The organism is Nodularia sp. UHCC 0506, from assembly GCF_034931045.1.
In the GTDB taxonomy this organism is placed as follows: Bacteria; Cyanobacteriota; Cyanobacteriia; order Cyanobacteriales; family Nostocaceae; genus Nodularia.
In genome coordinates this window covers 41,248-63,338 of the sequence record NZ_JAYGHH010000007.1, presented here as the reverse complement: position 1 = coordinate 63,338, position 22,091 = coordinate 41,248, and the positions used below count along the sequence as shown (strand labels likewise).

Sequence of the window (22,091 nt, the reverse complement as noted above, 5' to 3'; positions counted from 1 at the left end):
GGCGTTGTTGGATGGAAGGTCAATGGCGCTGGTTGGTGGTAATTGTGCTGGAATTGGTTGTTTTTCCGACATTTTTGAATTTTTTAACAGCTATGAAGGTTTCACATCTGACAAAATTCTCCCATAAGGTTTTGATTAACGAATTTAAAATATGTGACAGTCCACCAATGAGCCAACAACCGCGTCGTAATTTTAAATAGGTAATGTGGAATCGCAACTCTAGCCACAATTACCTATTACCAATTACCGTCCATAGATTTCCAATGCGAGAGCGACTATTGGAACCTGTTTTGAGGTATCCCATGTGATACAGTCAACCCTAGTACTTTTTGGCCAGGGTTTTATTACCTGAACTAGCTGGTGTGGATTGTTTGACAAGGTTAGCCAGTTCTTGTAACTGGTTAATTGCCTCTGCACCCTCTAATTTCATTAACTCACGGTCATCTCGCATTTCTGTCCAAGTAATCCCATAATCGGATACCAAGAATCGAATCAAGTGATTATCGCCCAAGCTAACCATAAACGAAGCACTATTCATTTGGTCGCCGCAGGTATAACAGGACGCAGGATATCCGCGTCGTTCTAGTACAATTGCCAAGGCTTGTAGGTTCATTACCAAGTCTTGGACGAATTGTCGGTGTTGATGCGCTAGTCTCAGAAACACGTTTTTCCTCCACACACCACAGTGATTTGAGTCTCTTTTATATTTTCTTTAGCTTTTTTCATCCACTGGTATTGTAAACTATTCATTACATTTACCAGAATTTCATGGAATGATTTATTGACTACTTTGTTAGGGTAGGAGATAAATATTCAGCTTGCCGTATCAAACTATTCAATTTACAAGTTCGATTTATCAGACAGATTGGATAATTTTAACCTTTTCTTCATATATTTCTGTCTGATCAAATGCTTAACTCAAACGATTCCGTTTTAAGAGTAACGCAAATTTGGTATTGGTAAACAACAGAAAAGTTACGGATATCATTTTTTTGGGAAAGATACTGCCAAACTCTTCTCTGGCCAAGGCTTTAAAATCACTTCAGTATTTTTTATATCTGGTTTCAGCTTGTTAACCTATGTGTCTGTGAATGAAACGAGACTTTATATTGTTTGCGGTATTGGGTGCATATAGTTAAATACTCCTAAAATTAAGAGTTTGGTAAATGGTTTGAGGTTCGGGATTTGGGACTGTGGGTTGTTTGGGGGCAATATTTCAGAAACTTGACGGTAATTTCCACAGCAGTACTAAATATGTACCGTAAATATCTATGGTTTAATACTGAGAGTAGCTGAACATGGAATAAGTATGTTGCCATTTCGCCAGTATTTTCTATGAGCTTGTACTGAGTGCTGATTGCTGAGTATAAACCCTGTTTTTTCACGGATTTTAAGCAATCAATAATGTTTTAGGCTCCTTGGCGATCGCTATACCAAAAACCCAGTTTATACTGAAATATCAGAAAAAAAAGTTGTATTAGCGACATAAAACTTATTTTGAGCAGAGCAAATTTAAGTATAAATATGTTACTAAATTTAAACGGTTTTAACTGTGAGACTGAGAACCGCCGCTATACCTAAAAGTTGGAGTATAGCGGGGGTATTTTAATAGACTACTTCCCACCAACCGAAGGCAGGGCCGATAAAACGGATAGTTATCCAAGCGACGACGATCGCACCAATACAGAACCAGGTACTACGAGTAGTCAACTCCATAAACTTTTGGGATTGGGTTTTAGTGATAGGAACCCAAGGTAAGATGCGTGTATCTTGACCGTAGTTATCTCCCAGTGTAGTTTTACGACGTTTTGCTTCACCCATAATTAGGAATTCAAATTTAATGAGGTTTTAGGTTTAAACATAACTTGTACCAAAATTGATGATAGCGCTTGCTAGGAGGCGATCGCTCTGGAATTGACAAAACGTAAATACTCAACTAGTACCACAAGGTGTAATTCGTAATTCGTAATATTTCCTGCGGAAACGCTACGCGAACGTAATTCGTAATTCAAACGGCACAAGGGTTTTATTGATTTGGTATGGGTTGTTTATTTACGCCGTGCTGTACTAGCTGGAATCTTCATCATTAGGGTGGGAAAAGATGCTGGGATCAAGGTAGTTAATTCGTGCTAGAGGACTGAGAACAGCCAGGACTTGTGCGCCATAGCTACGATTAACTACACGGCTGTCTAGTAAAGCCACAATACCTTGACTTTCTCGAACTGGTGCGATCGCGCGTTGTAATTCATTTAAAGCCGTTGGTAACAAAAATAACCGGAACCAATCTTGATGCGATCGCTTGTAATGAGCAACTCTACCAGCCACCAGGGGATTTTCTAAAGATGGTAACGGCAAAGTGGCAATAATTAACAGATGGGGTGCAGGTAAAACCGATTGATGCGATCGCCAAAATTCCCAGCCACTGATTAAAATCCCATTTTCATCCAAACAAGTTTTTTCCACCTGTACCCGTGAACCAAACTCAGAAGCCAAAATAGCACCTACTTGAGCCTTAAGTGGCACATCTCCCACCAATACCACCGTTAAACCTGGGGCTACGGCACTCAGACAAAGTAGTGTCCGAACCTTGTGAATAAATGCGGCTTGAAACTCTGGGGTATTGGGTAGAGGTAACTTATGGGGGACATACAGTTGAATTGCTGTCCCTTGGTGATCATTAGAAAACTTCAAGCAAGTTACGTCATTTAAACCCAAACGCTGACGAAACAATGGGGCTTCAGTTTCTGGTTCCAAGGCACTACCAATTAATACCACTGGTTGCCTCTGCCAAAGAGCCTTGAGACTTTCGCCTAATTCAAGCGGGGTGTAATGTAAAGAAAACAAGCCTTGACGACGGGCAATTGTTGCCCAAACAAGATGAGAAGGGGGAAGATTTGCGTTACTGGTGGAAAATTGCGGCCAGAAATTTTTCCAAGGTGCTGGTAATGTTTCGACTGAATCCAGTGTTGAATATAGATCACTCAAAATTTCTAATTCTGACTGGAAAATTAGATAGCACTGATATGGATTAGTTGGGTGCTGAAACAGTTTATGTGTTAGCTGCGCCCGTGCAGAGCGAATTATTTCAGCTTGTTCGGGACAAGCTAACATGAGTTGATCCCAGTCATGAGGTTGAATATCTTGGGTAAGCTGATCACGTACCCAATCTTCTAAATCATCTACCCCATCAATAATCGTGGGAATACCTGGAGGAAAACTATCAGCAGATGTGAACTGTCCTTTTAACCAAGCTTCAGGGGAGGTGAGGAGTAACCCTTGAAAATCATTTCCCGGCCAAACTTCGCCTGTCCTAATGGGTTTGTTCGCTTGTAGCCACGGTTGGAGACGAGGAATTTCCACTTGCAGGAGACGTTGCTGTACTGCTGCTGGGGCGACAATAACTACAGGGCCATGCCACATCAAAGCCGATGCCACAAAACTTGTGCGATAACGACCTTGATAGCCAGAAACTGCCCCAACTTGAATTAAGGCACTACGTCCTAAACGCAAGGCGCGTGCTACCAACCTGGCCATCGTCAAATGATGGGGCCAAGAAGGAAACCCCGCCTGCGATCGCAGAAAGTTATGTAGTGACAAATGAACTTCAGCCTCAATCACAAGCTTTTCATCCTATACAAAGTGATTTCTAATTCCCATCGCCCCATTTCTATTATTCAGCTATCAGTTATGAGTTACCAGTTATAAGACTGATAACTTAGACTGTTCACTGTTCACTGTTCACTGATTAAATTATGCCAACATACACAGGAATCTCCAGCGAAGCCTTCAGACATCCACTGGATAGCCAAGCCGAGGAAGCTTTACGAAACTTACCGGGATTTGATTTAATAGCTCGTAAATTTGTGGAATTTGTCTACGAACGCCCTCAGTTAGTCTATCTAATGGGCAATGCCATCCAAGTAGGGCCGCGGCAATATTCCACTATTTACCAGATGTTCCGCGAATGCGTGCGAGATTTGGACATTTACCCAGAACCTGCTTTGTTTGTCGTGCAGAACCCCCAAGCAAATAGCTATGCCCTGGGGCAAGAGAATCCTTACATAGTCATAAATACAGGGATACTAGACTTACTCGACGAAACCGAGATTCGGGCGGTATTAGCCCATGAACTGGGGCATATTAAATGTGGTCATACTATTTTAATTCAAATGGCGATGTGGGCGATGAGTGCTGCTTCCGCCTTGGGAGAATTAACCTTCGGTATTGGCAATTTCGTCTCTCAAGCTTTGATTTATGCCTTTTTTGAATGGCGACGCAAAGCCGAGTTAACCGCAGATCGGGCGGCTTTGTTAGTGATGGATGACTTAAATATTGTCATGTCATCCATGATGAAAGTTTCTGGTGGCAGTATAAAATATGCTCATGAATGCAGTTTACAGGAGTTTATTAAGCAGTCAGAAAATTATCATGCACTGGATGAAGACGGATTAAATCAGGTTTATAAATTCTTGATCTATAACGGCGCTCAAGGTACGATGTTGAGCCATCCTTTCCCTGTGGAACGCTTACGGTATTTACAGGAGTGGGCAGTATCAGAAGAGTACAAGCAAATTCGCCGAGGAAATTATCAGCGAACAGCATCAGGCGCTGTAAATGTTGCCGCCGAAACCTCGCCACAGGAAGTAGAAACCTTACGAAAACAAATTGAAGAACTGCAACAAGAAATTAACAAAATCAAAAGGTCTGAGTAGGCGCGGGTTTAATTTGCATAATCTGGGCGGGCAAGACTTGTACTGAGCTTGTCGAAGTATGCCCACCCCATAAGGGTTTAATCTAATCTCAATATGCAAACTAGATGTTTTTCATCTGATTAAACTTTTAACCTGCATAAGATAGCGGTATAGGCAATGTAGAGGCTTTTGGGATGGACAAATAAAAAAATATCCCAAACTTAAATTTCTTGTGGAGCGAGCATCTTGCCCGCTAACCGTTGCGAAAAAGTTTACGTATATTTTATGACTCCATAAAAATTTCCCCAGCATTTTTGTAAGGTAGACATCTTACCTATCGACACAGGCTGTAGCATAATTTATCTTTCCAGATTCCCTGACGTTAGATAATACTTTCTAGGTGGACTGCTGTCCCCTTAACTAACACAATGGAAAATTGCTGAAATATATCTCAGCACAAAATTTGATATAGGCAACTTCTCAATATGGCAATTCACCTGATAAAACGGCTAACCGTATTCGCTAGTATTCTGGCTTTTGTAATTTTGATTCCGGGAATTGCCCTGGCTGCACCAGTTCCAATTAATCCTACTTCTAGTATCATTTTTGTCCAACTTGTCAACACAACTACTGAGTCTAGTTTATTTTCAAATACTAATCTGACACCGCAACAGCAGCAACAAATCCAGGCTGTACGTCAGAGAAGAAATAGAGAAATCGGGGCAGTATTGAATTCATCCCAACGAACCAAACTGTCTCACAATATGCGTGCTGGCGATGACATCAATCAGGGATTAGCAAAACTCAATTTGCCACCAGAACAAAAAGACCTGGTAAATGCAATCATGGAATTTACTAACCTGAAAATGCAGGCCATTTCATCTCGGTATTCAGTACGCATAGGGCAAAATTGAAAATCTCATGGAATATCTCTAACACAGAATGTTGAGACGTTCCATGCAACGTCTTTACAAGGGTTGTGGAAAAAGCATACTTAATTTATACTCCCCTAGCATTCTTGAAGTAGACCACAGATCAAAAATATCTATGACTGTCAACTTTTGCAGCATCTATAATATATCTTGCCCTATTTAGTCCCTTACCATGTCGGAAGAAGATATCCGTGCCGCCAGGCTGGAAAAAGTCAACCAACTCAAGCAGTTAGGATCTAATCCTTATGCCTATCGTTGGGAGTCTACTCATCACACAGCCGAATTGCAAGCAAAATTTGTTGATTTACCCAGTGGTGAAGAAGTTGATCTAGATGTTGCCATTGCTGGACGCATTATGGCGCGTCGGGTTTTCGGTAAACTGGCTTTCTTCACGCTGCAAGATGAAACTGGCACTATTCAACTTTACTTAGAGAAAAGCCGTATCCAAGAATGTATGGCAGATGCTGATGCTGATGCCTTCGCTCACCTCAAACAACTTACAGATGCAGGTGATATTCTGGGAGTCAAAGGCACTATTAAACGGACTGAAAAGGGCGAATTATCTGTCTACGTCAAAGAATACAGCATCCTGACAAAATCCCTGTTGCCTCTACCCGACAAGTGGCATGGTTTAACGGATGTGGCTAAACGCTACCGTCAGCGCTATGTTGATTTGATTGTCAACCCCGAAGTGCGGCAAACCTTCCGCCGTCGCGCCCAAATTACTGCCGGGATTCGTCGCTATTTGACAGAACGGGATTTTCTGGAAATTGAAACGCCTGTTCTGCAAAGTGAAGCTGGTGGTGCTGATGCGCGTCCGTTTGTGACTTACCACAACACCTTAGATATGCAGTTGTATCTGCGAATTGCTACAGAACTTCATTTGAAGCGGTTGATTGTCGGTGGTTTTGAAAAGGTATTTGAATTAGGGCGAATTTTTCGGAATGAGGGCGTATCGACTCGCCACAATCCCGAATTTACCTCAATTGAAGTTTACCAAGCCTATGCTGACTACCACGACATGATGGCGCTGACAGAGGGAATTATTACCACTGTTGCCCAAGAGGTACTCGGCACACTACAAATTACCTACCAAGGCACACCGATAGATTTATCAGCACCTTGGCGACGGGTGACGATGCACGATTTAGTTAAAGAATATACAGGCTTGGATTTCAATTCTTTCTCTACATTGGAAGAAGCGAAAGCAGCTAGTAAAAATGCGGGTCTGCATGGTATAGAAGATGTGCCATCAATGGGCAAACTTTTGAATGCAGCTTTTGAACAAAAGATAGAAGAAAACTTAATTCAGCCGACTTTTGTCACAGATTATCCTGTAGAAATTTCACCTTTAGCTAAACCTCATCGTTCTCAACCGGGTTTGGTAGAACGATTTGAATTATTTATTGTGGGGCGTGAGACTGCTAACAGCTTCTCGGAATTAACAGACCCAGTGGATCAAAGGGAACGTTTAGAAGCCCAAGCTGCACTGAAAGCTGCGGGTGATTTAGAAGCCCAAGGTGTCGATGAAGACTTTATCACGGCTTTAGAATACGGAATGCCGCCTACAGGTGGTTTAGGTATTGGTATTGATAGGTTGGTGATGTTATTAACTGATTGTGCCAGTATTCGGGATGCGATCGCCTTTCCGTTACTCAAGCCAGAATCATAAGTTTGTAGTGCGGGCAAGATGCCCGCTAATTTTGTAATTTATATTTAAATATTAAAAATATTATTTGTGATATTTAAACTTTTTTAACTGATTACTCTGAATATGATGCAATTAGTGTTTATTGCATTTTTTTATCAGGTGTTATCTAACTAATAAAAATGCTGTGTTCTTTGGACAAAGCATCATGCCTATAAATTCTCATCTCATACCATTTTGTGCAGATGGGTAGAAAGCGACCTTAACCAAGGGCAGGTAAACAGGGAGCAGATGTTAATTATAGGCAAGTTTTGCCCTGTCAAATTTTGGGAATCTCTGGAGATAAACATCGTTAAATCTTGTTCTCAAATATTCGTTGATTTTATCCTAGAGGAGATTTGATCATGGCAAAAATGGCTATTTTCTATGGCAGCACTTCCGGTATCACTGCATCACTCGCCACAAAAATTCACGAATATTTTGGCGAAGATTTGTGTGATATTTACAGCATGGAAGAAGATTTTGACGGCGTTGAGCAAATGCTGGAATATGATTATTTGCTTTTTGGGTGTTCTACTTGGGGTGCAGGTGAAGTGCAAAATGATTGGCGCGACCCTTTATTTGATATGTCCATTGAAAAACCGGATTTTTCAGGTAAAACTATCGCCTTATTTGGTGCGGGAGATTATGTCACTCACGGCGAAAATTTTGTTAGCGCCTTGGGTATTTTATACGACCATTTCCAAAAATTAGGTGCAACTTTAGTCGGTGAAATTCCCTTAGATGGTTATACTTATGAATATTCATTTGCTGTCCGCAATGATAAGTTTGTGGGTTTACCCATTGATGAAGTGAATGAAAGTGACAAAACAGACGAGCGCATTGCAAATTGGTTGGAAGTATTGAAACCACATTTTCCAAGTACATCTTTGGAAGCTGCTTAAATCAATTAACAGTTAAAATTTATCCCCTAGTAGTGGCGTGGCTATCCGAAAATAGTGCAGTAAAAAAGTTTATTGTTGCACTTTAGCGTCTTCTAATCGATAAATCTCATCCACCATTTTCAGTGTGTCATTCCAGTAAGGTGCGTTACGACTATATCTAACGCACTATTTTTATGACTCAATCTTTGAGCCGCTTTGTTGCATTCACGGATTTTACATAAAATTCCTTAAAGTAAATTCTGCTTGAATTTCAGACTTTACCTAAATCTAAAACGCCTCTTAATTTCCGAATGCTTGATTATTCTGTCAGGTTAAAGCGTCAGTATAAATGTCCTGTGACTCAGGTGTTAATATTTTTGCAGAAAACTGATAACGCAGTCGTTTTTACTGAAGAATATCGAGATAATACTACTATTCATAAATTTGAGGTTGTGCGTCTTTGGGAACAAGATTCAAAGATATTTTTAGATAATCCCGCATTATTACCTTTAGCAACTTTAACTCGAACTGATTCACCTCAAACTTTATTATCTCAAGTAGCCCAAAAATTGCTACAATTCCAGATAACGTCTTTTTGGTGATGTTAATGATTCCTTAATGACAAAGGTAAGAAATTTATTTGCTGATGATTTAGAAGATTTAGGCGAAGCATTATTTGATTTTTCCGAAGTTGCTGATTTGGTAGTTTGGTTAGAACAAAAAAATCAGTAACTAATCAAGTTGATAAATTTTAGAGGCGTTACCCATAACATCTCTACATATTTAATAATATTTATATCTTGAATGATAAAGTTAAACTTAGACAGACTTTATCGATTTATCAATGATTGCTAACACTCTAATAGATAAAACATGGCATGGCAAACTTAATTTAGTTTATGCCGATCGCCTCAATAGTACCCAATTAATTTACAATCACAATCAAGCCCCCCTGAAGATACAACGGCCTTTTTATCCAGAGGGTGCGAAAATTTGTCATAGTGTCATATTACACACGGCTGGGGGTGTGGTGGGAGGCGATCGCCTATCCTCTAATATCCACATCCAAGCTAATGCACAAGCTTTAATTACTACAGCCGCAGCTAGTAAAATCTACGGTACTAACGGACTGCAAGCTAGGCAAAATATTGAAATCCAAGTTGATGCAGGTGCTTGTTTAGAATGGCTACCCCAAGAAACAATTGTGTTTAACGGGGCGATTTATCGGCAAGATTTACGGGTAGAATTAGCACCTAGTGCTAGTTGGTTAGGTTGGGAAATTACCCGATTTGGTCGGACTGCTAGAGGCGAAAAATTTTTACAGGGAGAATGGCGATCGCATACGGAAATTTGGCAGCAAGGCGTACCCTTGTGGATTGATCGCCAATACTTACCAGGTAGCGAAGCAGTTTTTCACAGTCCTCACGGCTTGGCTGGACAACCCATAGCAGGTAGTCTGGTTTGGGTGGGAAGTGATGTTTCTGCTGAATTTTTGGCAAAAGCCCGCAGTTTATGGGATGGTTCTGGGGAAGTAGGTATGACTCGGTTACAAAATGGATTTTTGTGTCGATATCGTGGTGCTTCTACGTCTGAGGTGAGAAACTGGTTTACGGTTGTCTGGGAGTTGCTGCGAGGGGATTTTTTACATCGTGGTGGCTGTGTACCCAGAGTATGGCAGGTTTGAACCGCAGAGGCGCAGAGAACACAGAGGAAGATCAGAATGCAATTGACACCGCAAGAAAAAGATAAGTTATTGATTTTTACGGCCGCTTTGTTAGCTGAAAGGCGTAAAAATCGGGGTTTGAAGTTGAATTATCCAGAGGCGATCGCCTATATTTCGGCGGCGATTTTGGAAGGTGCAAGAGATGGACAAACCGTAGCAGAATTGATGAGTTATGGGACTACTCTGTTATCACGGGATGATGTGATGGAGGGTATACCGGAAATGGTGCATGATGTGCAGGTAGAAGCAACTTTTCCTGATGGAACTAAGTTGGTAACTGTCCATAATCCGATTAGATAATTATTACAAAAAGGTAAAACTATGATTCCAGGGGAAATGATTACTCCAAATGGTGAAATTGAGTTAAATACTGGTCGTTCTATTATTAAGTTAATGGTGGGAAATACAGGCGATCGCCCGATTCAAGTCGGTTCACATTTTCATTTTTATGAAGTGAATGCAGCATTGAATTTTGATCGAGAACAAGCACGGGGAATGCGTCTTGATATTCCGGCGGGAACAGCAGTGAGATTTGAACCGGGGGATGAGAAGGAGGTGAGTTTAGTTCCCTTGGTGGGGAGTCGTGAAGTTTATGGTTTTAATGGGAAGGTTAATGGGAAGATTTAAACGCAAAGGTTCGCAAAGGTAAGCGCAAAGGTTCGCGGAGTTAGAGGTTGTTGGCTACGCGTTTGATTCCTTCTTTGAGTTGGAGGACGTTAAAGTTGAGGAGGAGTCCGAGTTTACAATTACTGAGTTTGAGGTAGGTTAAGAGTTGGACTGAGTGAATTGGTTGGAGTAATTCTACAGATTTGACTTCGATGATTACTTTATTTTCTACTATTAAATCTAATCGATAACTGCAATCCAATTCCACCTTTTCATACACAAGCGGTAATGGAACTTGCTTCCTGACATTAAACCTCTTCCTCAACTCATAATACAAACACTCCTCATAAGCTGACTCCAATAAACCCGGTTCCAACGCCGTATGCACCCGCATTCCACAACCAATAATCGCCCCACTCAAATCATTCTCATCCATACTCCGCGTACCTTTGCGCGTACCTTCGCGTACCTTTGCGTTTAAATCCTATCACTATTATGCCTTACAAAATCTCTCGTCAAGCCTACGCCGAAACCTACGGACCCACAGTAGGCGATCGCATTCGATTAGCAGACACAGAACTATTTATCGAAGTAGAACAAGACTTCACCACCTACGGCGACGAAGTGAAATTTGGTGGCGGTAAAGTCATCAGAGATGGAATGGGACAATCCCCAATTTCTAACGCTGATGGCGCAGTAGATTTAGTCATTACTAATGCTTTAATTCTCGATTGGTGGGGTATTGTTAAAGCCGATATTGGTATTAAAGACGGCAAAATTTTCAAAATAGGGAAAGCCGGAAATCCCTATATTCAAGATAATATAGATATTATTATTGGCCCTGGAACCGAAGCTTTAGCCGGGGAAGGAATGATTCTCACTGCTGGCGGAATTGATAGCCACATTCATTTTATTTGTCCCCAGCAAATTGAAGTGGCGATCGCCTCTGGAATTACTACCATGATTGGTGGTGGTACTGGCCCCGCTACCGGCACAAACGCCACCACCTGCACCCCTGGCCCCTGGAATATGTACCGGATGTTACAAGCGGCTGATGCTTTCCCCGTTAACTTAGGATTTATGGGTAAAGGTAACGCCAGTCAACCCCAAGGAATTATCGAACAAGTGTTAGCCGGCGCAATGGGGTTAAAACTACATGAAGACTGGGGAACTAACCCTGCGACCATTGATACTTGTTTGGGTGTTGCAGATGAGTATGATGTGCAAGTGGCAATTCATACCGATACATTGAATGAAGCCGGATTTGTCGAAGATACCATAGCAGCTTTCAAACATCGGGCAATTCATACCTACCACACCGAAGGCGCAGGGGGTGGACACGCACCAGATATTATTAAGGTTTGCGGACAAGCCAACGTTTTACCATCTTCTACTAATCCCACACGCCCTTACACTGTCAACACCCTAGAAGAACACCTAGATATGTTGATGGTGTGTCATCACCTCGATTCCAGCATTCCCGAAGATGTGGCTTTTGCTGAGTCTCGCATTCGCCGAGAAACCATCGCTGCGGAAGATATTTTGCATGACTTAGGCGCATTTAGTATGATTGCTTCCGATTCCCAAGCAATGGGGCGAGTCGGTGAAGTGATAATTCGCACTTGGCAGACATCCCACAAGATGAAGGTGCAGCGAGGAAGTCTTGCCAGAGATGGATTTGCAGATAATAATCGCGCTAAAAGATATGTTGCGAAATACACAATAAACCCAGCAATTACTCACGGTATTGCTGAGTATGTTGGTTCAGTGGAAGCGGGGAAACTAGCAGATTTATGTTTATGGCGACCAGCATTTTTTGGTGTCAAACCAGAAATAGTGATTAAAGGAGGAATGATTGCTTGGTCACAAATGGGCGATGCTAACGCCAGTATTCCCACACCTCAGCCTGTGCATAGCCGACCCATGTTTGGCAGTTTTGCTGGGGCGCGTCACGCCACATCTTTAACCTTTGTTTCCCAAGCGGCTTTAGAAAGAGAAATTCCCACTCAGTTAGGATTAAAAAAATCTGCTGTCGCCGTTTCCGGGACACGCCAAATCAGTAAACGAGATATGAAGCTAAATGATGCTTTACCACATATAGAAGTTGACCCAGAAACCTATCAAGTCAGGGCTGATGGTGAATTGCTAACTTGTGAACCCGCAACCGTTTTACCAATGGCGCAAAGATACTTTTTGTTTTAGAAACTTCCAAACAAAAAACCTCTCAAACTCTCATAACTCTGTGTACTCTGCGTCTCTGTGGTTCGTTTATTCCTTAGATCATGACCGAACAATATACAGATTACGATAGTCCCTGGAAAGAAGTAATTGAACTCTACTTTCCCAAATTTCTAGAATTCTTTTTCCCCCTAGCAGAAGCTGCTATCGACTGGACACGTCCCTACGAATTTCTGGATACAGAATTACAACAACTAGAACCTGATGCCGAAATTGGTCGGCGTTGGGTCGATAAAGTAGCCAAAGTTTGGTTACTTGATGGTCAAGAAGCCTGGGTATTAGTTCATGTAGAAGTTCAAGGTCAATATGACAGCAAATTTCCTGAACGGATGTATACCTATAATTACCGCTTGTTTGACCGTCATAAAAAGCCAGTGATTAGCTTGGCTGTTTTAGCCGATGAACAGTCAAATTGGCGACCTTCCAGCTACAGCTATCAATTAGGGGGATGTCGGGTAAGTTTAGAATTTCCTATCGCCAAACTTTTGGACTATGAACAAGCATGGGAAACTTTAGAACAAACTACTAACCCTTTTGGGATAATAGTAATGGCGCATCTCAAGACTAAAGCGACCCAACGAAACCCAGAAAGTCGGCTACAGTGGAAATTAAGCTTAGTTAAACAGCTATTTCAACGGGGTTACAGCCGAGAAGACGTTCTGGAATTATTTCGCTTTATTGACTGGGTAATGTTATTACCAGAAGAATTAGTACTGAGTTTTAAAACAGAAGTAAAAAGTTACGAGGAGGCCAGTAGAATGCGGTACGTAACAAGTATTGAAAGGTTAGCAAAAGAAGAAGGAGTTGAACAAGGTATTATCCAAATGGGTAGAGATAATTTGATCGACATTCTCGAAACTCGTTTTGGAGAAGTCCCAGATTCCATTGTTTCAGTTATCAATACCATAGAAGAAGCATCTGTATTGAAAATGTTGCTCAAAAGAGCGATCGCCATTCCTTCTACAGCAGAATTTCAGCAAATTTTAGATGATTTAACTACTAGGGAATGACTGTAGATATAGATTTGTTTGAACTAAAAATAGTTCAAAAATTTCATTGCTACCAGAAATCACGATTGAGTTTAGCAAGGCTACACCTAACACTTTGCAATCCTTACCAACTTTACTCAACAGCCTGTGCTGCAATAACCTATTATGTTGATGTTGTCCAGCCTAGTTAAATTGCCAATTATTTAAATATTGCTTAGAGATAATCTTTTCTAAGGATTATCCGATTACCGAGGGGTTATCTGCTTTGCAGCAGCGCTTATCGCGTCAGCGCTGACTAGTCAGTTTGCTAAAATCTTGACGATAAAACTTATACAAAAGCATAATATCATTGCCACAAGATCACTGACTCTCTAAACCTCAGTACCTCATGAATTCCCCATCTTCTCGCTTTGACAAAATTCTGGTTGTGGATGACTCCCCTGATAATGTATTTTTGATCAAAACAATTTTGGAGGGAGAAGGCTACATTATTAGCACCGCAGAAAATGGTGCTGATGCCTTATTAGAACTGGAAAAATCACCTTGTGACTTGGTATTATTGGATTTAATGATGCCAGGAATGGATGGTTACGAAGTTACTAGACACATTCGTGGAGATACGAAGTTTCAACCATATATCCCCATACTGTTGATTACAGCCCACGATGCGCCCAATGTTGCTAAAGGTCTAGACTTGGGTGCTGATGATTTTATCCGCAAACCTGTAACAGTCGATGAATTATTGGCAAGGGTGCGATCGCTCTTACGATTGAAGCGTAGTATGGATGAACGCGATGAAATTGATCGTCAGCGCCAGGATTTTGTTTCTCGCCTTACCCACGATTTACGCACACCCTTAGTAGCAGCTGATCGAATGTTGATGCTGTTCCAGCAGGGTGCTTTGGGAACCTTGTCACCACAAATGAAAGAAGTGATCACCATCATGGCTCGTAGCAACGTTAACCTGCTATCTATGGTGAATACTTTATTAGAAGTTTACCGCTTTGAGGCAGGTCGCAAAACCCTGATGTTTCAAGCGGTTGATTTAAGTCAGTTGCTGGAAGAGGTGGTTAGTGAACTGACACCTTTAGCACAAGACAAAACGCTATTGATAAACCTAGATTTGTCTGAGGATTCCAGCACAGTTATCGTCATGGGCGATCGCTTAGAACTGCATCGTTTATTTACAAATTTAATTGGTAATGCTATCAAATTTACAGAATTCGGTTCAATAAATATCCGGTTTAACACGCAAACTCAAAGCAACAGAATTAATATAGAAATAGCTGACACAGGTATGGGTATTCCACTTGAAGAACTAGCCACGTTGTTTGAAAGATTTCGTCAAGGAAGTCACAAAAGTTCTGGTAGTGGCTTAGGATTGTACCTTTCTCGTCGCATTGTTGAGGCTCATCAAGGTAATATTATAGTAAATTCTAAGTTAGGCAAAGGTAGTGTTTTTATAGTTAGTTTACCTATTAAACAGTAAGTAAACACAATCATAAATGATGATTTATAATTTTTATTTAAATATAAATTGTTTATATATTAAGTTTTATTAAATTAATATTTAAATATTTTGTTATAGTAATATTTAGACTTTCAAAAATGACAAAATAGAAAATATAGGAATCCGGTTTGATTGCTGTATCTTGAGTGGTGTAGCCATATTTAGGGAACAGCGAACAGAGAAGAAGGAATCAAGGTATAGGTCGTTTTGTATGGCTTACGCCACGCAAGCTATCAAAATTTAAATAGGAGTTCTATATGATTACTAATGAATTATTAGATATAGCTGCAATTATCGACAAACAGCGTAATTTTTTTCAGACGGGCAAAACGAAAAATTTAAATTTCCGCTTGGAACAACTTAAAATTCTGAAACAAGCAATTGTTGAGAATAAACAAGCAGTCATTGCAGCACTACAAGCAGATTTACATAAACCGGAATTCGAGACTTATGCTACAGAAATTGGTGTAGTCAATGAAATCGATGATGCGATCAAACATCTTAAAAATTGGACTAAGCCAAAAAAAGCACCAGTTCCCTGGAAATTTTTCCCCTACTCAGCCAAAATTTATCCAGAACCGCTAGGAGTTGTTTTAATTATCGGGCCTTGGAATTATCCCTTGCAACTAATTATCTCACCTTTAGTCGGTGCGATCGCGGCAGGAAATTGTACAATTCTCAAACCTTCAGAAATTGCACCCCATACCTCTAGTTTGGTGGCTGAAATAATTGGCAAACATTTTCACCCAGATTATATTGCTGTAGTAGAAGGAGATGTAGAAACCAGTCAACAACTCCTAGCCGAAAAATTTGACCATATCTTTTTTACTGGTGGTACAGCTATTGGCAAAATTGTCATGCAAGCAGCCGCTAAACATCTCACACCAGTGACTTTAGAATTAGGTGGTAAAAGTCCTTGTATTATCGATACTGAAATTAATTTAGAATACACTGCCAGACGCATTGTTTGGGGCAAATTTCTTAATGCTGGACAAACTTGCATTGCGCCTGATTATCTTTTAGTTGATCAAAAAATTAAACCAGATTTGGTGGATGGGATTAAAAAATGCCTCAAGGAATTTTATGGAGATAATCCGGCAACTAGTCCAGATTATGCTAGGATTATTAGTCAAAAACAATTTGATAGGTTGGCTAACTTAATTAAAGATGGCGAAATTATTATTGGCGGAGAAACCAATTCTGAAGAACGTTATATTGCGCCAACCTTACTTGACCATGTTTCCTTAACAGATTCTGTCATGGAGGAGGAAATATTTGGCCCTATTTTGCCTATTCTAGAATATACAGAGATTACAGAAGCGATCGCCTTAATTAACTCGAAGCCAAAACCCTTAGCTTTATACTTATTTACTCAAAATAAAAACCTGCAAAAACAAATCTTACAGTCAACCTCATCCGGTGGAGTTTGCATCAATGACACAGTTATGCAGGTTGGTGTCTCATCTTTACCCTTTGGTGGTGTAGGTGATAGTGGAATTGGCAGCTATCACGGTAAAGCCAGTTTTAACACTTTTTCCCATTACAAAAGTGTGTTAAAAAATTACTTCTGGCTAGATTTAAACTGGCGATATGCACCATACAAAAACAAATTATCGGCCTTAAAGCGAATTGTAGGTTAAAACCTCAAACTCTAATTATTTAGTGAGTAATGGGTAACGGGTTTCCCCAATTACTCATTACCCATTTTTTTCTATCAACCCGATGAGCTTTTGCAGACTACCGATGATTGATATAGCAATCAAAAAAGTAAAGAAAAAGCGCTTATATAGTAGTAATAAATTTAGCAGGTGGCTTTTTCTCACTAGGGAATTATGATTCTGCTTCCTCTTCTTCTGTGCTGGGATAGACAAAGGTAGAACGTCCAGTCAAAATTGACTTGCCTAGAGAAAGAGCCTTTTGAGCTTCAACAGCAGCTTTATGTCTCCAGGTGGCGCGACGTTTATCTCGTTTGGATTTTGATGTTTTCTTCTTAGGGACAGCCATAGTAGCGGATATCGCAATTCTTGACAACCTTCCTATTCTAAGCCATCAATTCGACTTTTATAGATAGGGATTGGGAAGAGGTAGGCAGGGAGGGGAGAAGAGGAAACTATTTTGCCTAATTAGCAGGAGAATTAGGAGCATTGTCTGTGGTATTGGTGGGAGTTGTGGCTGGCTCTATGATGGGGGCTGCTGGAGCTGTATTGGAAATTGCTGGTGGTGTGTCAAATAACAGGAGCGATCGCGCTGTTTTGAAATAAGTTGCCCAACGTTTGGGGTCGGGGCGGGCGCGCCATTGCTGGCGACTAACTTCTAAGGACAAAATCGGTGCGATCGCGCCATCACTTTCTACAGTGACGATTACTGAAACATCTGTAGCTAATATATCTGTATCAAAGCTACGTTGAGCAGCAGCTCTAGAAATTGCTTCAGCTCTGCGTAGTATGGTTTCATAGCTTTCATCAGCCATGCGGTCAATTTTGAGATCAACTCTCGCGGTATAAGCCCGAACTATTTGGGGTGCGATCGCTTCTGTCAATATCCACACAGAAATGGGCGAAAAAAGTAAAACAATTAACGGAAATATCCGGATCTTTTTGGCAATTTGGCCAATAAATGGAAAGGGAATGATCAATGATCGTTGATGAGTAATACTCCTGGTCATAATCTGATAGCTCCTTATTGATGAATTGTAATTTGACTTTTACTAAGCATGATTATCTAAGTTTACTGTAATAAAAATTTCTTACAACTCAGTAACTCGATCATACTTTCCGAAGACCATAAGACATAGGTTAGCTTTGTTTTTTCAGCAAAGCCAACCGCAATTTTAGGCAAGAAAACAACAACCTACAAAGAGCGGGATGGCAAACTACTGGGCAATCACAATTGGCATCAATCAATATCAGTTATTTCAACCTTTACGTTGCGCTCAAGCAGATGCCGAGGTATTAAATAATTTTTTAGTTCAAGAAGGAGGTTTGGCACAAGAACGCTGTTTGTTGATGACAGCTGCTTCCCCACCCATCGGAGATCGACCCACCTATCCCACCAAGCAAAATATTTTGGTGTTGCTGGAGGATTTGACAGCCGCTTGTTGGCAACCACAAGACCATCTCTGGTTATTCTTTAGCGGTTATGGGGTGAGTTATAACGGCAAAGATTACTTAATGCCAATAGAAGGAAATCCCGAATTGGTCGAAGAGACTGGCATCGAAGTGCGATCGCTAATGCAAAGTCTACAATTGGCTGAAATTAATACGTTGCTGCTGCTTGATATTAACCGTGCTTTTAGCATTCAAGCCGATAGTCCCGTGGGGCTAGAAATTATAGAACTGGCGAAAGAACTACAAATGGCCACAATTCTTTCTTGCCAATCTCAGGAATTCTCTCATGAAAGTAGCGAACTAGGTCATGGATTCTTTACAGCTGCATTATTAGAAGCTTTGCGTTCTGGTAATGCCAGTAGCTTGACTGATCTAGACAGCTATTTAAGTGTTCTGACTCCAGAATTATGTCAACACTACTGGCGACCTACACAAAACCCGGTAACAATATTCCCATCTCAACCACAAGCAATATTGCCGAAGTTTGAAGTGCAAAGCCATAACGAAGTAGCTCCCAGCACAATAAAACCCGGTGGAAACAGCTCATTAATTTTTCCAGACGAAACCTTTGCCGTAGCGCTGACAGCATCTTCTATTGGCGCAATCAACCTGAACAATTTAGCCAAGACACAAAACGTCAGCACCTGGGGAACAGCGCCAGCTATGGAAACTACCCTGGGTGGTCAATCCCCATCGCTGAATTTGCCAAATTTCATCCCAGCTATTGGTAAGTTAGAAGAACAACAACTCTCTAGCCCGGCGAAAGAACAATTCCTCGAACAACAGAGTTCTCTTAATACCCCAGCAGCTACAGGGGGGAGATTTATCCCTAATGTGTCTCCATCTGATGTTTCTCGCTTGCCTAAGAATAAGACAGATATTCCCTTGTGGAAACAGTTTTTAGTTTGGGGCGGCGGCACTATGTTGGTGGTAGCTTTAATTTCTGTAATTGTTCTCCGCAATCAATCGCTATTTTTACAAGGTAAAAGCATATCACGTCCATCACCTGTTACTGCTACCCCGGAGTTACAAGCTGACTCTACCTCCGAGACATCATCAATAACACCTCCAACACAAAACCCATCTAATGCCCAAATCGCCGCTAATTTTGAGTCTGAAAAACGCAATCAAGCAGTTTTAGACTTAGCGAAAATGTCTTTGAGAGAAACTCAAGCTAGTGATCTGAGTCAAGCGATCGCCACTGCTAGTAAAATTCAACCAGGTGAACCACTCTACGAACAGGCTCAGAATAATATTCAAATTTGGAGTCGCATGATTCTAGATTTAGCAGAGGGGCGTGCCAAACAACAAGAATATACAAATGCCATTGCTGCGGCACAATTAATTTCCCCAGAGCAAACCCTTTATGCTCAAGCACAAGCACTAATTAACCAATGGCAACTAGAATCTCAACAATATGTGGGTAATCAGACAGTTTTAGATGCAGCCCAGGCTTTAATTAGACCCGGACAAGCATCAACATATAATCGTGCCATTGAAGTAGCCAGAAGAGTACCACCGGGTCAACCAGGATTTGATAGCGCCCAAAAATCTATTAATGAATGGAGTGAAAAAATTTTGAACTTGGCTAAAAGTCGAGCTGACCAAGGTAATATCACAGCCGCAATTGAAACGGCTACATTAGTCCCAGAGGTGACAGCAGTTTACGAAGACGCTCAAGCAGCCATCCAAAAATGGCAAGCCAGAAAAATTACCAATTAAATTGCCAATAAAAAAAGTTAGGAGCTAAACTCTCAACTCCTAACTCTTCTCTCTTCTCTTTTCTCTCTTCTCTCTTTACTCAGCACTCAGCACTCCGCACTAGCAGTACTGCGATATATCTTCACCACATTCGTCGGCAAGATAGCACAGCGCCCGGAAGCGTAAACCAACCACTTCTTCAAAAAAAGGATTGAGTTTACACATAGGCGGAATGTGAAACAGTTTTTTGCCGAATAATTTGACATCACGCTCAAAGGGACATTGAGCTGGGATTATTTTGCACAAGCGGTGAGCTAGTTGACGATTATTAATTTGAATATTTTCTATTCTCTGCCGCAGGGGTTGCAGAAAATCACCGTTAGGCTGAGGTGCCGAAGGGTGTAGCTGAGTTACAGGAGCATGATTAGTCTCTGTCTGATTAATCGATACCCAGCTTGCCAGAAAAAACCTTTTTGTGGTATTGTCAAATACCTTCATGATTAAGCCTCTGTATTAATGAGGGTATTCATCTTGCTGATGAATGTATACAACGTGGCAATTACCTTTACCGGAAAAATCATTTCCTGACTGAGTTACAATAGGTGTTACAGTAGCCACTTGTGTCAGAATTCAATTTATTACTACATCAAGTTAAACGCAATTTTCCCGGCATCGGTAGTGTAATAATCTAATCTTATTGATAACTTCACATACTTTAAATTTTACTAAAGTCATCTGTCATTGGACAGGTTCCCATGTAATCGTTACAAAACTTAATATAATCAAATTCTATGAGGATTTTGAGTAGGTATAAATATCAGCAATGCAAATATTAGTTGTAGTGACTGAATATTAGAGGATTTCAGTGACCTGTGTTCAAATATCGGGTTTTGCGATCGCTAGGAAAAAAATGTGATTTCCAGCAAGTAGCAATTTATGGAATCTTGGGGCTAACTTACCAGGGTTACGGATGAACCGAACTTTCTTAAACAAAACGGGGTGATGAAGTCTGTATTCACCTGAGTTAGCCCACTGAGTTACCAAAAAACTATAGCAAATAGATTAAAAAACATGACTTTGGAGCATTACCTTAAGGCGATCGCCTCTCCTGCGGTTTTCCAAGCTGCAAAGCTAGGCGGAAAACCCAGTACATTATTGTAACCCAACAGGTGCAAGGTCATTACCCCCATTGCGGAGCGATAACCAGAGGAGCAGTACAACACCACAGGGCGATCGCGCGGAATCAGATTCAGGTTGTGTGACAGGGTTCGCAGGGGAATATTAATTGCGTTAGGTATATGTCCAGACCGATATTCAGAGGCTTCGCGCACATCCACCAACACGGATTGATGTTTCTTTAAAAAGCTTTTCAATCCTTCGACATTGGCAATTGTGTAATAGCCTGCTGGAATCGATGTCAGAAAGCTATCAACTCCCGATTCTAAATTACTTTCAGGCAGAGTTTGCATTCTTTCTGGAGATATCAATTCAGCTTCTGTGAGAGTTGCTGCTATAGTCGGATTTTGCCCAATACCAAACAAGAGGCAAAACCAGATCGCAAATGCCAGTAATATGGTCTGAATTGGTTTCTTAAGCATCATATAATTTCGCAATTGTTAGAAAGCAAGTCAATTAATTAAGGCAAATCGGCCGAGAGGAGAATCAGTGAGCAAAAAATGTTTGCCACTCTTGGACTGCTGTGAAAGGGATTTGCCACTTAACCGCAGAGCCAGTCAGCATCGGCAATCATCGGGTTGATTTTAGACCCCTTAAAGCAGATACAGTTGATCATAAGTTCTACTCAACCCTTCGCTGCTACTAATTAAATGGCATGGAAAAACAGATGACAAGATGTCGATGAAGTTGGTGTCACCTTAGTCCAAATATCAAAATAAAGACTGATGTGATCAAATTTTTTGGCAACCCCCTGAACATAATCACTGTATCCTTGCAGTCCCCCCGCTCTCGCCATCGGTTTTTCAGTTTTTTACTAACAGCACCCCGCATTTGAGCAATATTAAGA

General features: G+C 41.0%; 21 protein-coding genes and 1 pseudogene. 13 read left to right on the top strand and 9 right to left on the bottom strand.

The annotated features are described in order from the left end of the window. Positions 1–319: 319 nt before the first annotated feature. The 4 genes from VB654_RS07280 to VB654_RS07265 form a co-directional block, all read right to left on the bottom strand. Positions 320–664 (bottom strand): DUF1815 family protein, encoded by a 345-nt coding sequence (locus tag VB654_RS07280; protein WP_323212988.1) that lies wholly within the window; start codon positions 662–664, stop codon positions 320–322. A gap of 941 nt (positions 665–1,605) precedes the next feature. Further along, a complete protein-coding gene (locus tag VB654_RS07275; RefSeq protein ID WP_193997549.1) occupies positions 1,606–1,821 on the bottom strand; it encodes a DUF2839 domain-containing protein in 216 nt (71 codons plus the stop codon). 71 nt (positions 1,822–1,892) lie between these two features. Continuing rightward, positions 1,893–2,021, bottom strand: coding sequence for a hypothetical protein (locus tag VB654_RS07270; protein WP_323212987.1), 129 nt, complete (start codon positions 2,019–2,021; stop codon positions 1,893–1,895). Positions 2,022–2,067: 46 nt separating this feature from the next. Further along, entirely contained in the window at positions 2,068–3,618 is a 1,551-nt protein-coding gene (locus VB654_RS07265) for an ATP-dependent DNA helicase (protein ID WP_323212985.1), read from the bottom strand. Positions 3,619–3,752: 134 nt separating this feature from the next. Here VB654_RS07265 and VB654_RS07260 point away from each other — a divergent pair, with 134 nt between their 5' ends. The 8 genes and pseudogenes from VB654_RS07260 (at position 3,753) to VB654_RS07225 (ending at position 10,544) form a co-directional block, all read left to right on the top strand. Beyond that, complete coding sequence (locus VB654_RS07260) at positions 3,753–4,712, top strand: M48 family metallopeptidase (RefSeq protein ID WP_323212984.1); 960 nt, start codon at positions 3,753–3,755, stop codon at positions 4,710–4,712. Between the two features lie 464 nt (positions 4,713–5,176). Then, the gene (locus VB654_RS07255; RefSeq protein ID WP_323212983.1) at positions 5,177–5,605 is read left to right on the top strand and encodes a hypothetical protein; all 429 of its coding nucleotides are present in this window, start codon (positions 5,177–5,179) and stop codon (positions 5,603–5,605) included. A gap of 190 nt (positions 5,606–5,795) precedes the next feature. After that, positions 5,796–7,295, top strand: coding sequence for a lysine--tRNA ligase (gene lysS, locus VB654_RS07250; RefSeq protein ID WP_323212982.1), 1,500 nt, complete (start codon positions 5,796–5,798; stop codon positions 7,293–7,295). Between the two features lie 380 nt (positions 7,296–7,675). Then, positions 7,676–8,215: a flavodoxin gene (locus VB654_RS07245; protein ID WP_323212981.1), complete on the top strand. Its 540-nt coding sequence runs from the start codon at positions 7,676–7,678 to the stop codon at positions 8,213–8,215. 242 nt (positions 8,216–8,457) lie between these two features. After that, positions 8,458–8,926 (top strand): annotated as a pseudogene (locus VB654_RS07240) (DUF4351 domain-containing protein); the annotation flags it as partial. 112 nt (positions 8,927–9,038) lie between these two features. Beyond that, positions 9,039–9,878 carry an urease accessory protein UreD gene (locus tag VB654_RS07235; protein ID WP_323212980.1) on the top strand — a complete coding sequence of 280 codons (840 nt, stop codon included), beginning with the start codon at positions 9,039–9,041 and terminating at the stop codon, positions 9,876–9,878. A 36-nt stretch (positions 9,879–9,914) separates the two neighbouring features. After that, positions 9,915–10,217, top strand: coding sequence for an urease subunit gamma (ureA, locus tag VB654_RS07230; RefSeq protein WP_323212978.1), 303 nt, complete (start codon positions 9,915–9,917; stop codon positions 10,215–10,217). Between the two features lie 21 nt (positions 10,218–10,238). Further along, positions 10,239–10,544 carry an urease subunit beta gene (locus tag VB654_RS07225; protein WP_323212977.1) on the top strand — a complete coding sequence of 102 codons (306 nt, stop codon included), beginning with the start codon at positions 10,239–10,241 and terminating at the stop codon, positions 10,542–10,544. 40 nt (positions 10,545–10,584) lie between these two features. Here VB654_RS07225 and VB654_RS07220 read toward each other — a convergent pair whose 3' ends face one another. Then, positions 10,585–10,959, bottom strand: a complete 375-nt coding sequence (locus VB654_RS07220) for a GxxExxY protein (RefSeq protein ID WP_323212976.1) — start codon at positions 10,957–10,959, stop codon at positions 10,585–10,587. Between the two features lie 59 nt (positions 10,960–11,018). Here VB654_RS07220 and ureC point away from each other — a divergent pair, with 59 nt between their 5' ends. The 4 genes from ureC (at position 11,019) to VB654_RS07200 (ending at position 16,900) form a co-directional block, all read left to right on the top strand. Next, entirely contained in the window at positions 11,019–12,725 is a 1,707-nt protein-coding gene (gene ureC, locus VB654_RS07215) for an urease subunit alpha (RefSeq protein WP_323212975.1), read from the top strand. An 80-nt stretch (positions 12,726–12,805) separates the two neighbouring features. Further along, entirely contained in the window at positions 12,806–13,771 is a 966-nt protein-coding gene (locus VB654_RS07210; protein ID WP_323212974.1) for a transposase, read from the top strand. 367 nt (positions 13,772–14,138) lie between these two features. Next, on the top strand, positions 14,139–15,239 hold the full coding sequence (locus tag VB654_RS07205; protein WP_323212973.1) for a hybrid sensor histidine kinase/response regulator: 1,101 nt from the start codon (positions 14,139–14,141) through the stop codon (positions 15,237–15,239). A gap of 278 nt (positions 15,240–15,517) precedes the next feature. After that, a complete protein-coding gene (locus tag VB654_RS07200) occupies positions 15,518–16,900 on the top strand; it encodes an aldehyde dehydrogenase (protein WP_323212971.1) in 1,383 nt (460 codons plus the stop codon). 190 nt (positions 16,901–17,090) lie between these two features. On the opposite strand, the gene rpmF is transcribed toward VB654_RS07200, so the two are convergent. Together rpmF and VB654_RS07190 are read right to left on the bottom strand one after the other, a co-directional pair. Next, a complete protein-coding gene (rpmF, locus tag VB654_RS07195) occupies positions 17,091–17,264 on the bottom strand; it encodes a 50S ribosomal protein L32 (protein WP_323212970.1) in 174 nt (57 codons plus the stop codon). Positions 17,265–17,379: 115 nt separating this feature from the next. Then, positions 17,380–17,925, bottom strand: a complete 546-nt coding sequence (locus VB654_RS07190) for a hypothetical protein (protein ID WP_323212969.1) — start codon at positions 17,923–17,925, stop codon at positions 17,380–17,382. A gap of 199 nt (positions 17,926–18,124) precedes the next feature. Between VB654_RS07190 and VB654_RS07185 the strand changes: the two genes are divergently transcribed. Continuing rightward, on the top strand, positions 18,125–20,089 hold the full coding sequence (locus tag VB654_RS07185) for a caspase family protein (protein ID WP_323212967.1): 1,965 nt from the start codon (positions 18,125–18,127) through the stop codon (positions 20,087–20,089). Positions 20,090–20,188: 99 nt separating this feature from the next. On the opposite strand, the gene VB654_RS07180 is transcribed toward VB654_RS07185, so the two are convergent. Both VB654_RS07180 and VB654_RS07175 read right to left on the bottom strand, forming a co-directional pair. After that, positions 20,189–20,566, bottom strand: coding sequence for a Mo-dependent nitrogenase C-terminal domain-containing protein (locus tag VB654_RS07180; RefSeq protein WP_323212965.1), 378 nt, complete (start codon positions 20,564–20,566; stop codon positions 20,189–20,191). Positions 20,567–21,153: 587 nt separating this feature from the next. Continuing rightward, positions 21,154–21,669, bottom strand: coding sequence for a rhodanese-like domain-containing protein (locus tag VB654_RS07175; protein WP_323212964.1), 516 nt, complete (start codon positions 21,667–21,669; stop codon positions 21,154–21,156). Positions 21,670–22,091: the final 422 nt, after the last annotated feature.

Excerpts from the sequence above, each read along its gene's own strand:
- VB654_RS07275 (WP_193997549.1), bottom strand. The coding sequence starts at position 1,821 with ATGGGTGAAGCAAAACGTCGTAAAACTACACTGGGAGATAACTACGGT.
- VB654_RS07260 (WP_323212984.1), top strand. The coding sequence starts at position 3,753 with ATGCCAACATACACAGGAATCTCCAGCGAAGCCTTCAGACATCCACTG.
- VB654_RS07255 (WP_323212983.1), top strand. The coding sequence starts at position 5,177 with ATGGCAATTCACCTGATAAAACGGCTAACCGTATTCGCTAGTATTCTG.
- lysS (WP_323212982.1), top strand. The coding sequence starts at position 5,796 with ATGTCGGAAGAAGATATCCGTGCCGCCAGGCTGGAAAAAGTCAACCAA.
- VB654_RS07245 (WP_323212981.1), top strand. The coding sequence starts at position 7,676 with ATGGCAAAAATGGCTATTTTCTATGGCAGCACTTCCGGTATCACTGCA.
- VB654_RS07235 (WP_323212980.1), top strand. The coding sequence starts at position 9,039 with ATGATTGCTAACACTCTAATAGATAAAACATGGCATGGCAAACTTAAT.
- ureA (WP_323212978.1), top strand. The coding sequence starts at position 9,915 with ATGCAATTGACACCGCAAGAAAAAGATAAGTTATTGATTTTTACGGCC.
- VB654_RS07225 (WP_323212977.1), top strand. The coding sequence starts at position 10,239 with ATGATTCCAGGGGAAATGATTACTCCAAATGGTGAAATTGAGTTAAAT.
- VB654_RS07220 (WP_323212976.1), bottom strand. The coding sequence starts at position 10,959 with ATGGATGAGAATGATTTGAGTGGGGCGATTATTGGTTGTGGAATGCGG.
- ureC (WP_323212975.1), top strand. The coding sequence starts at position 11,019 with ATGCCTTACAAAATCTCTCGTCAAGCCTACGCCGAAACCTACGGACCC.
- VB654_RS07210 (WP_323212974.1), top strand. The coding sequence starts at position 12,806 with ATGACCGAACAATATACAGATTACGATAGTCCCTGGAAAGAAGTAATT.
- VB654_RS07205 (WP_323212973.1), top strand. The coding sequence starts at position 14,139 with ATGAATTCCCCATCTTCTCGCTTTGACAAAATTCTGGTTGTGGATGAC.
- VB654_RS07200 (WP_323212971.1), top strand. The coding sequence starts at position 15,518 with ATGATTACTAATGAATTATTAGATATAGCTGCAATTATCGACAAACAG.
- rpmF (WP_323212970.1), bottom strand. The coding sequence starts at position 17,264 with ATGGCTGTCCCTAAGAAGAAAACATCAAAATCCAAACGAGATAAACGT.
- VB654_RS07190 (WP_323212969.1), bottom strand. The coding sequence starts at position 17,925 with ATGACCAGGAGTATTACTCATCAACGATCATTGATCATTCCCTTTCCA.
- VB654_RS07185 (WP_323212967.1), top strand. The coding sequence starts at position 18,125 with ATGGCAAACTACTGGGCAATCACAATTGGCATCAATCAATATCAGTTA.
- VB654_RS07180 (WP_323212965.1), bottom strand. The coding sequence starts at position 20,566 with ATGAAGGTATTTGACAATACCACAAAAAGGTTTTTTCTGGCAAGCTGG.
- VB654_RS07175 (WP_323212964.1), bottom strand. The coding sequence starts at position 21,669 with ATGATGCTTAAGAAACCAATTCAGACCATATTACTGGCATTTGCGATC.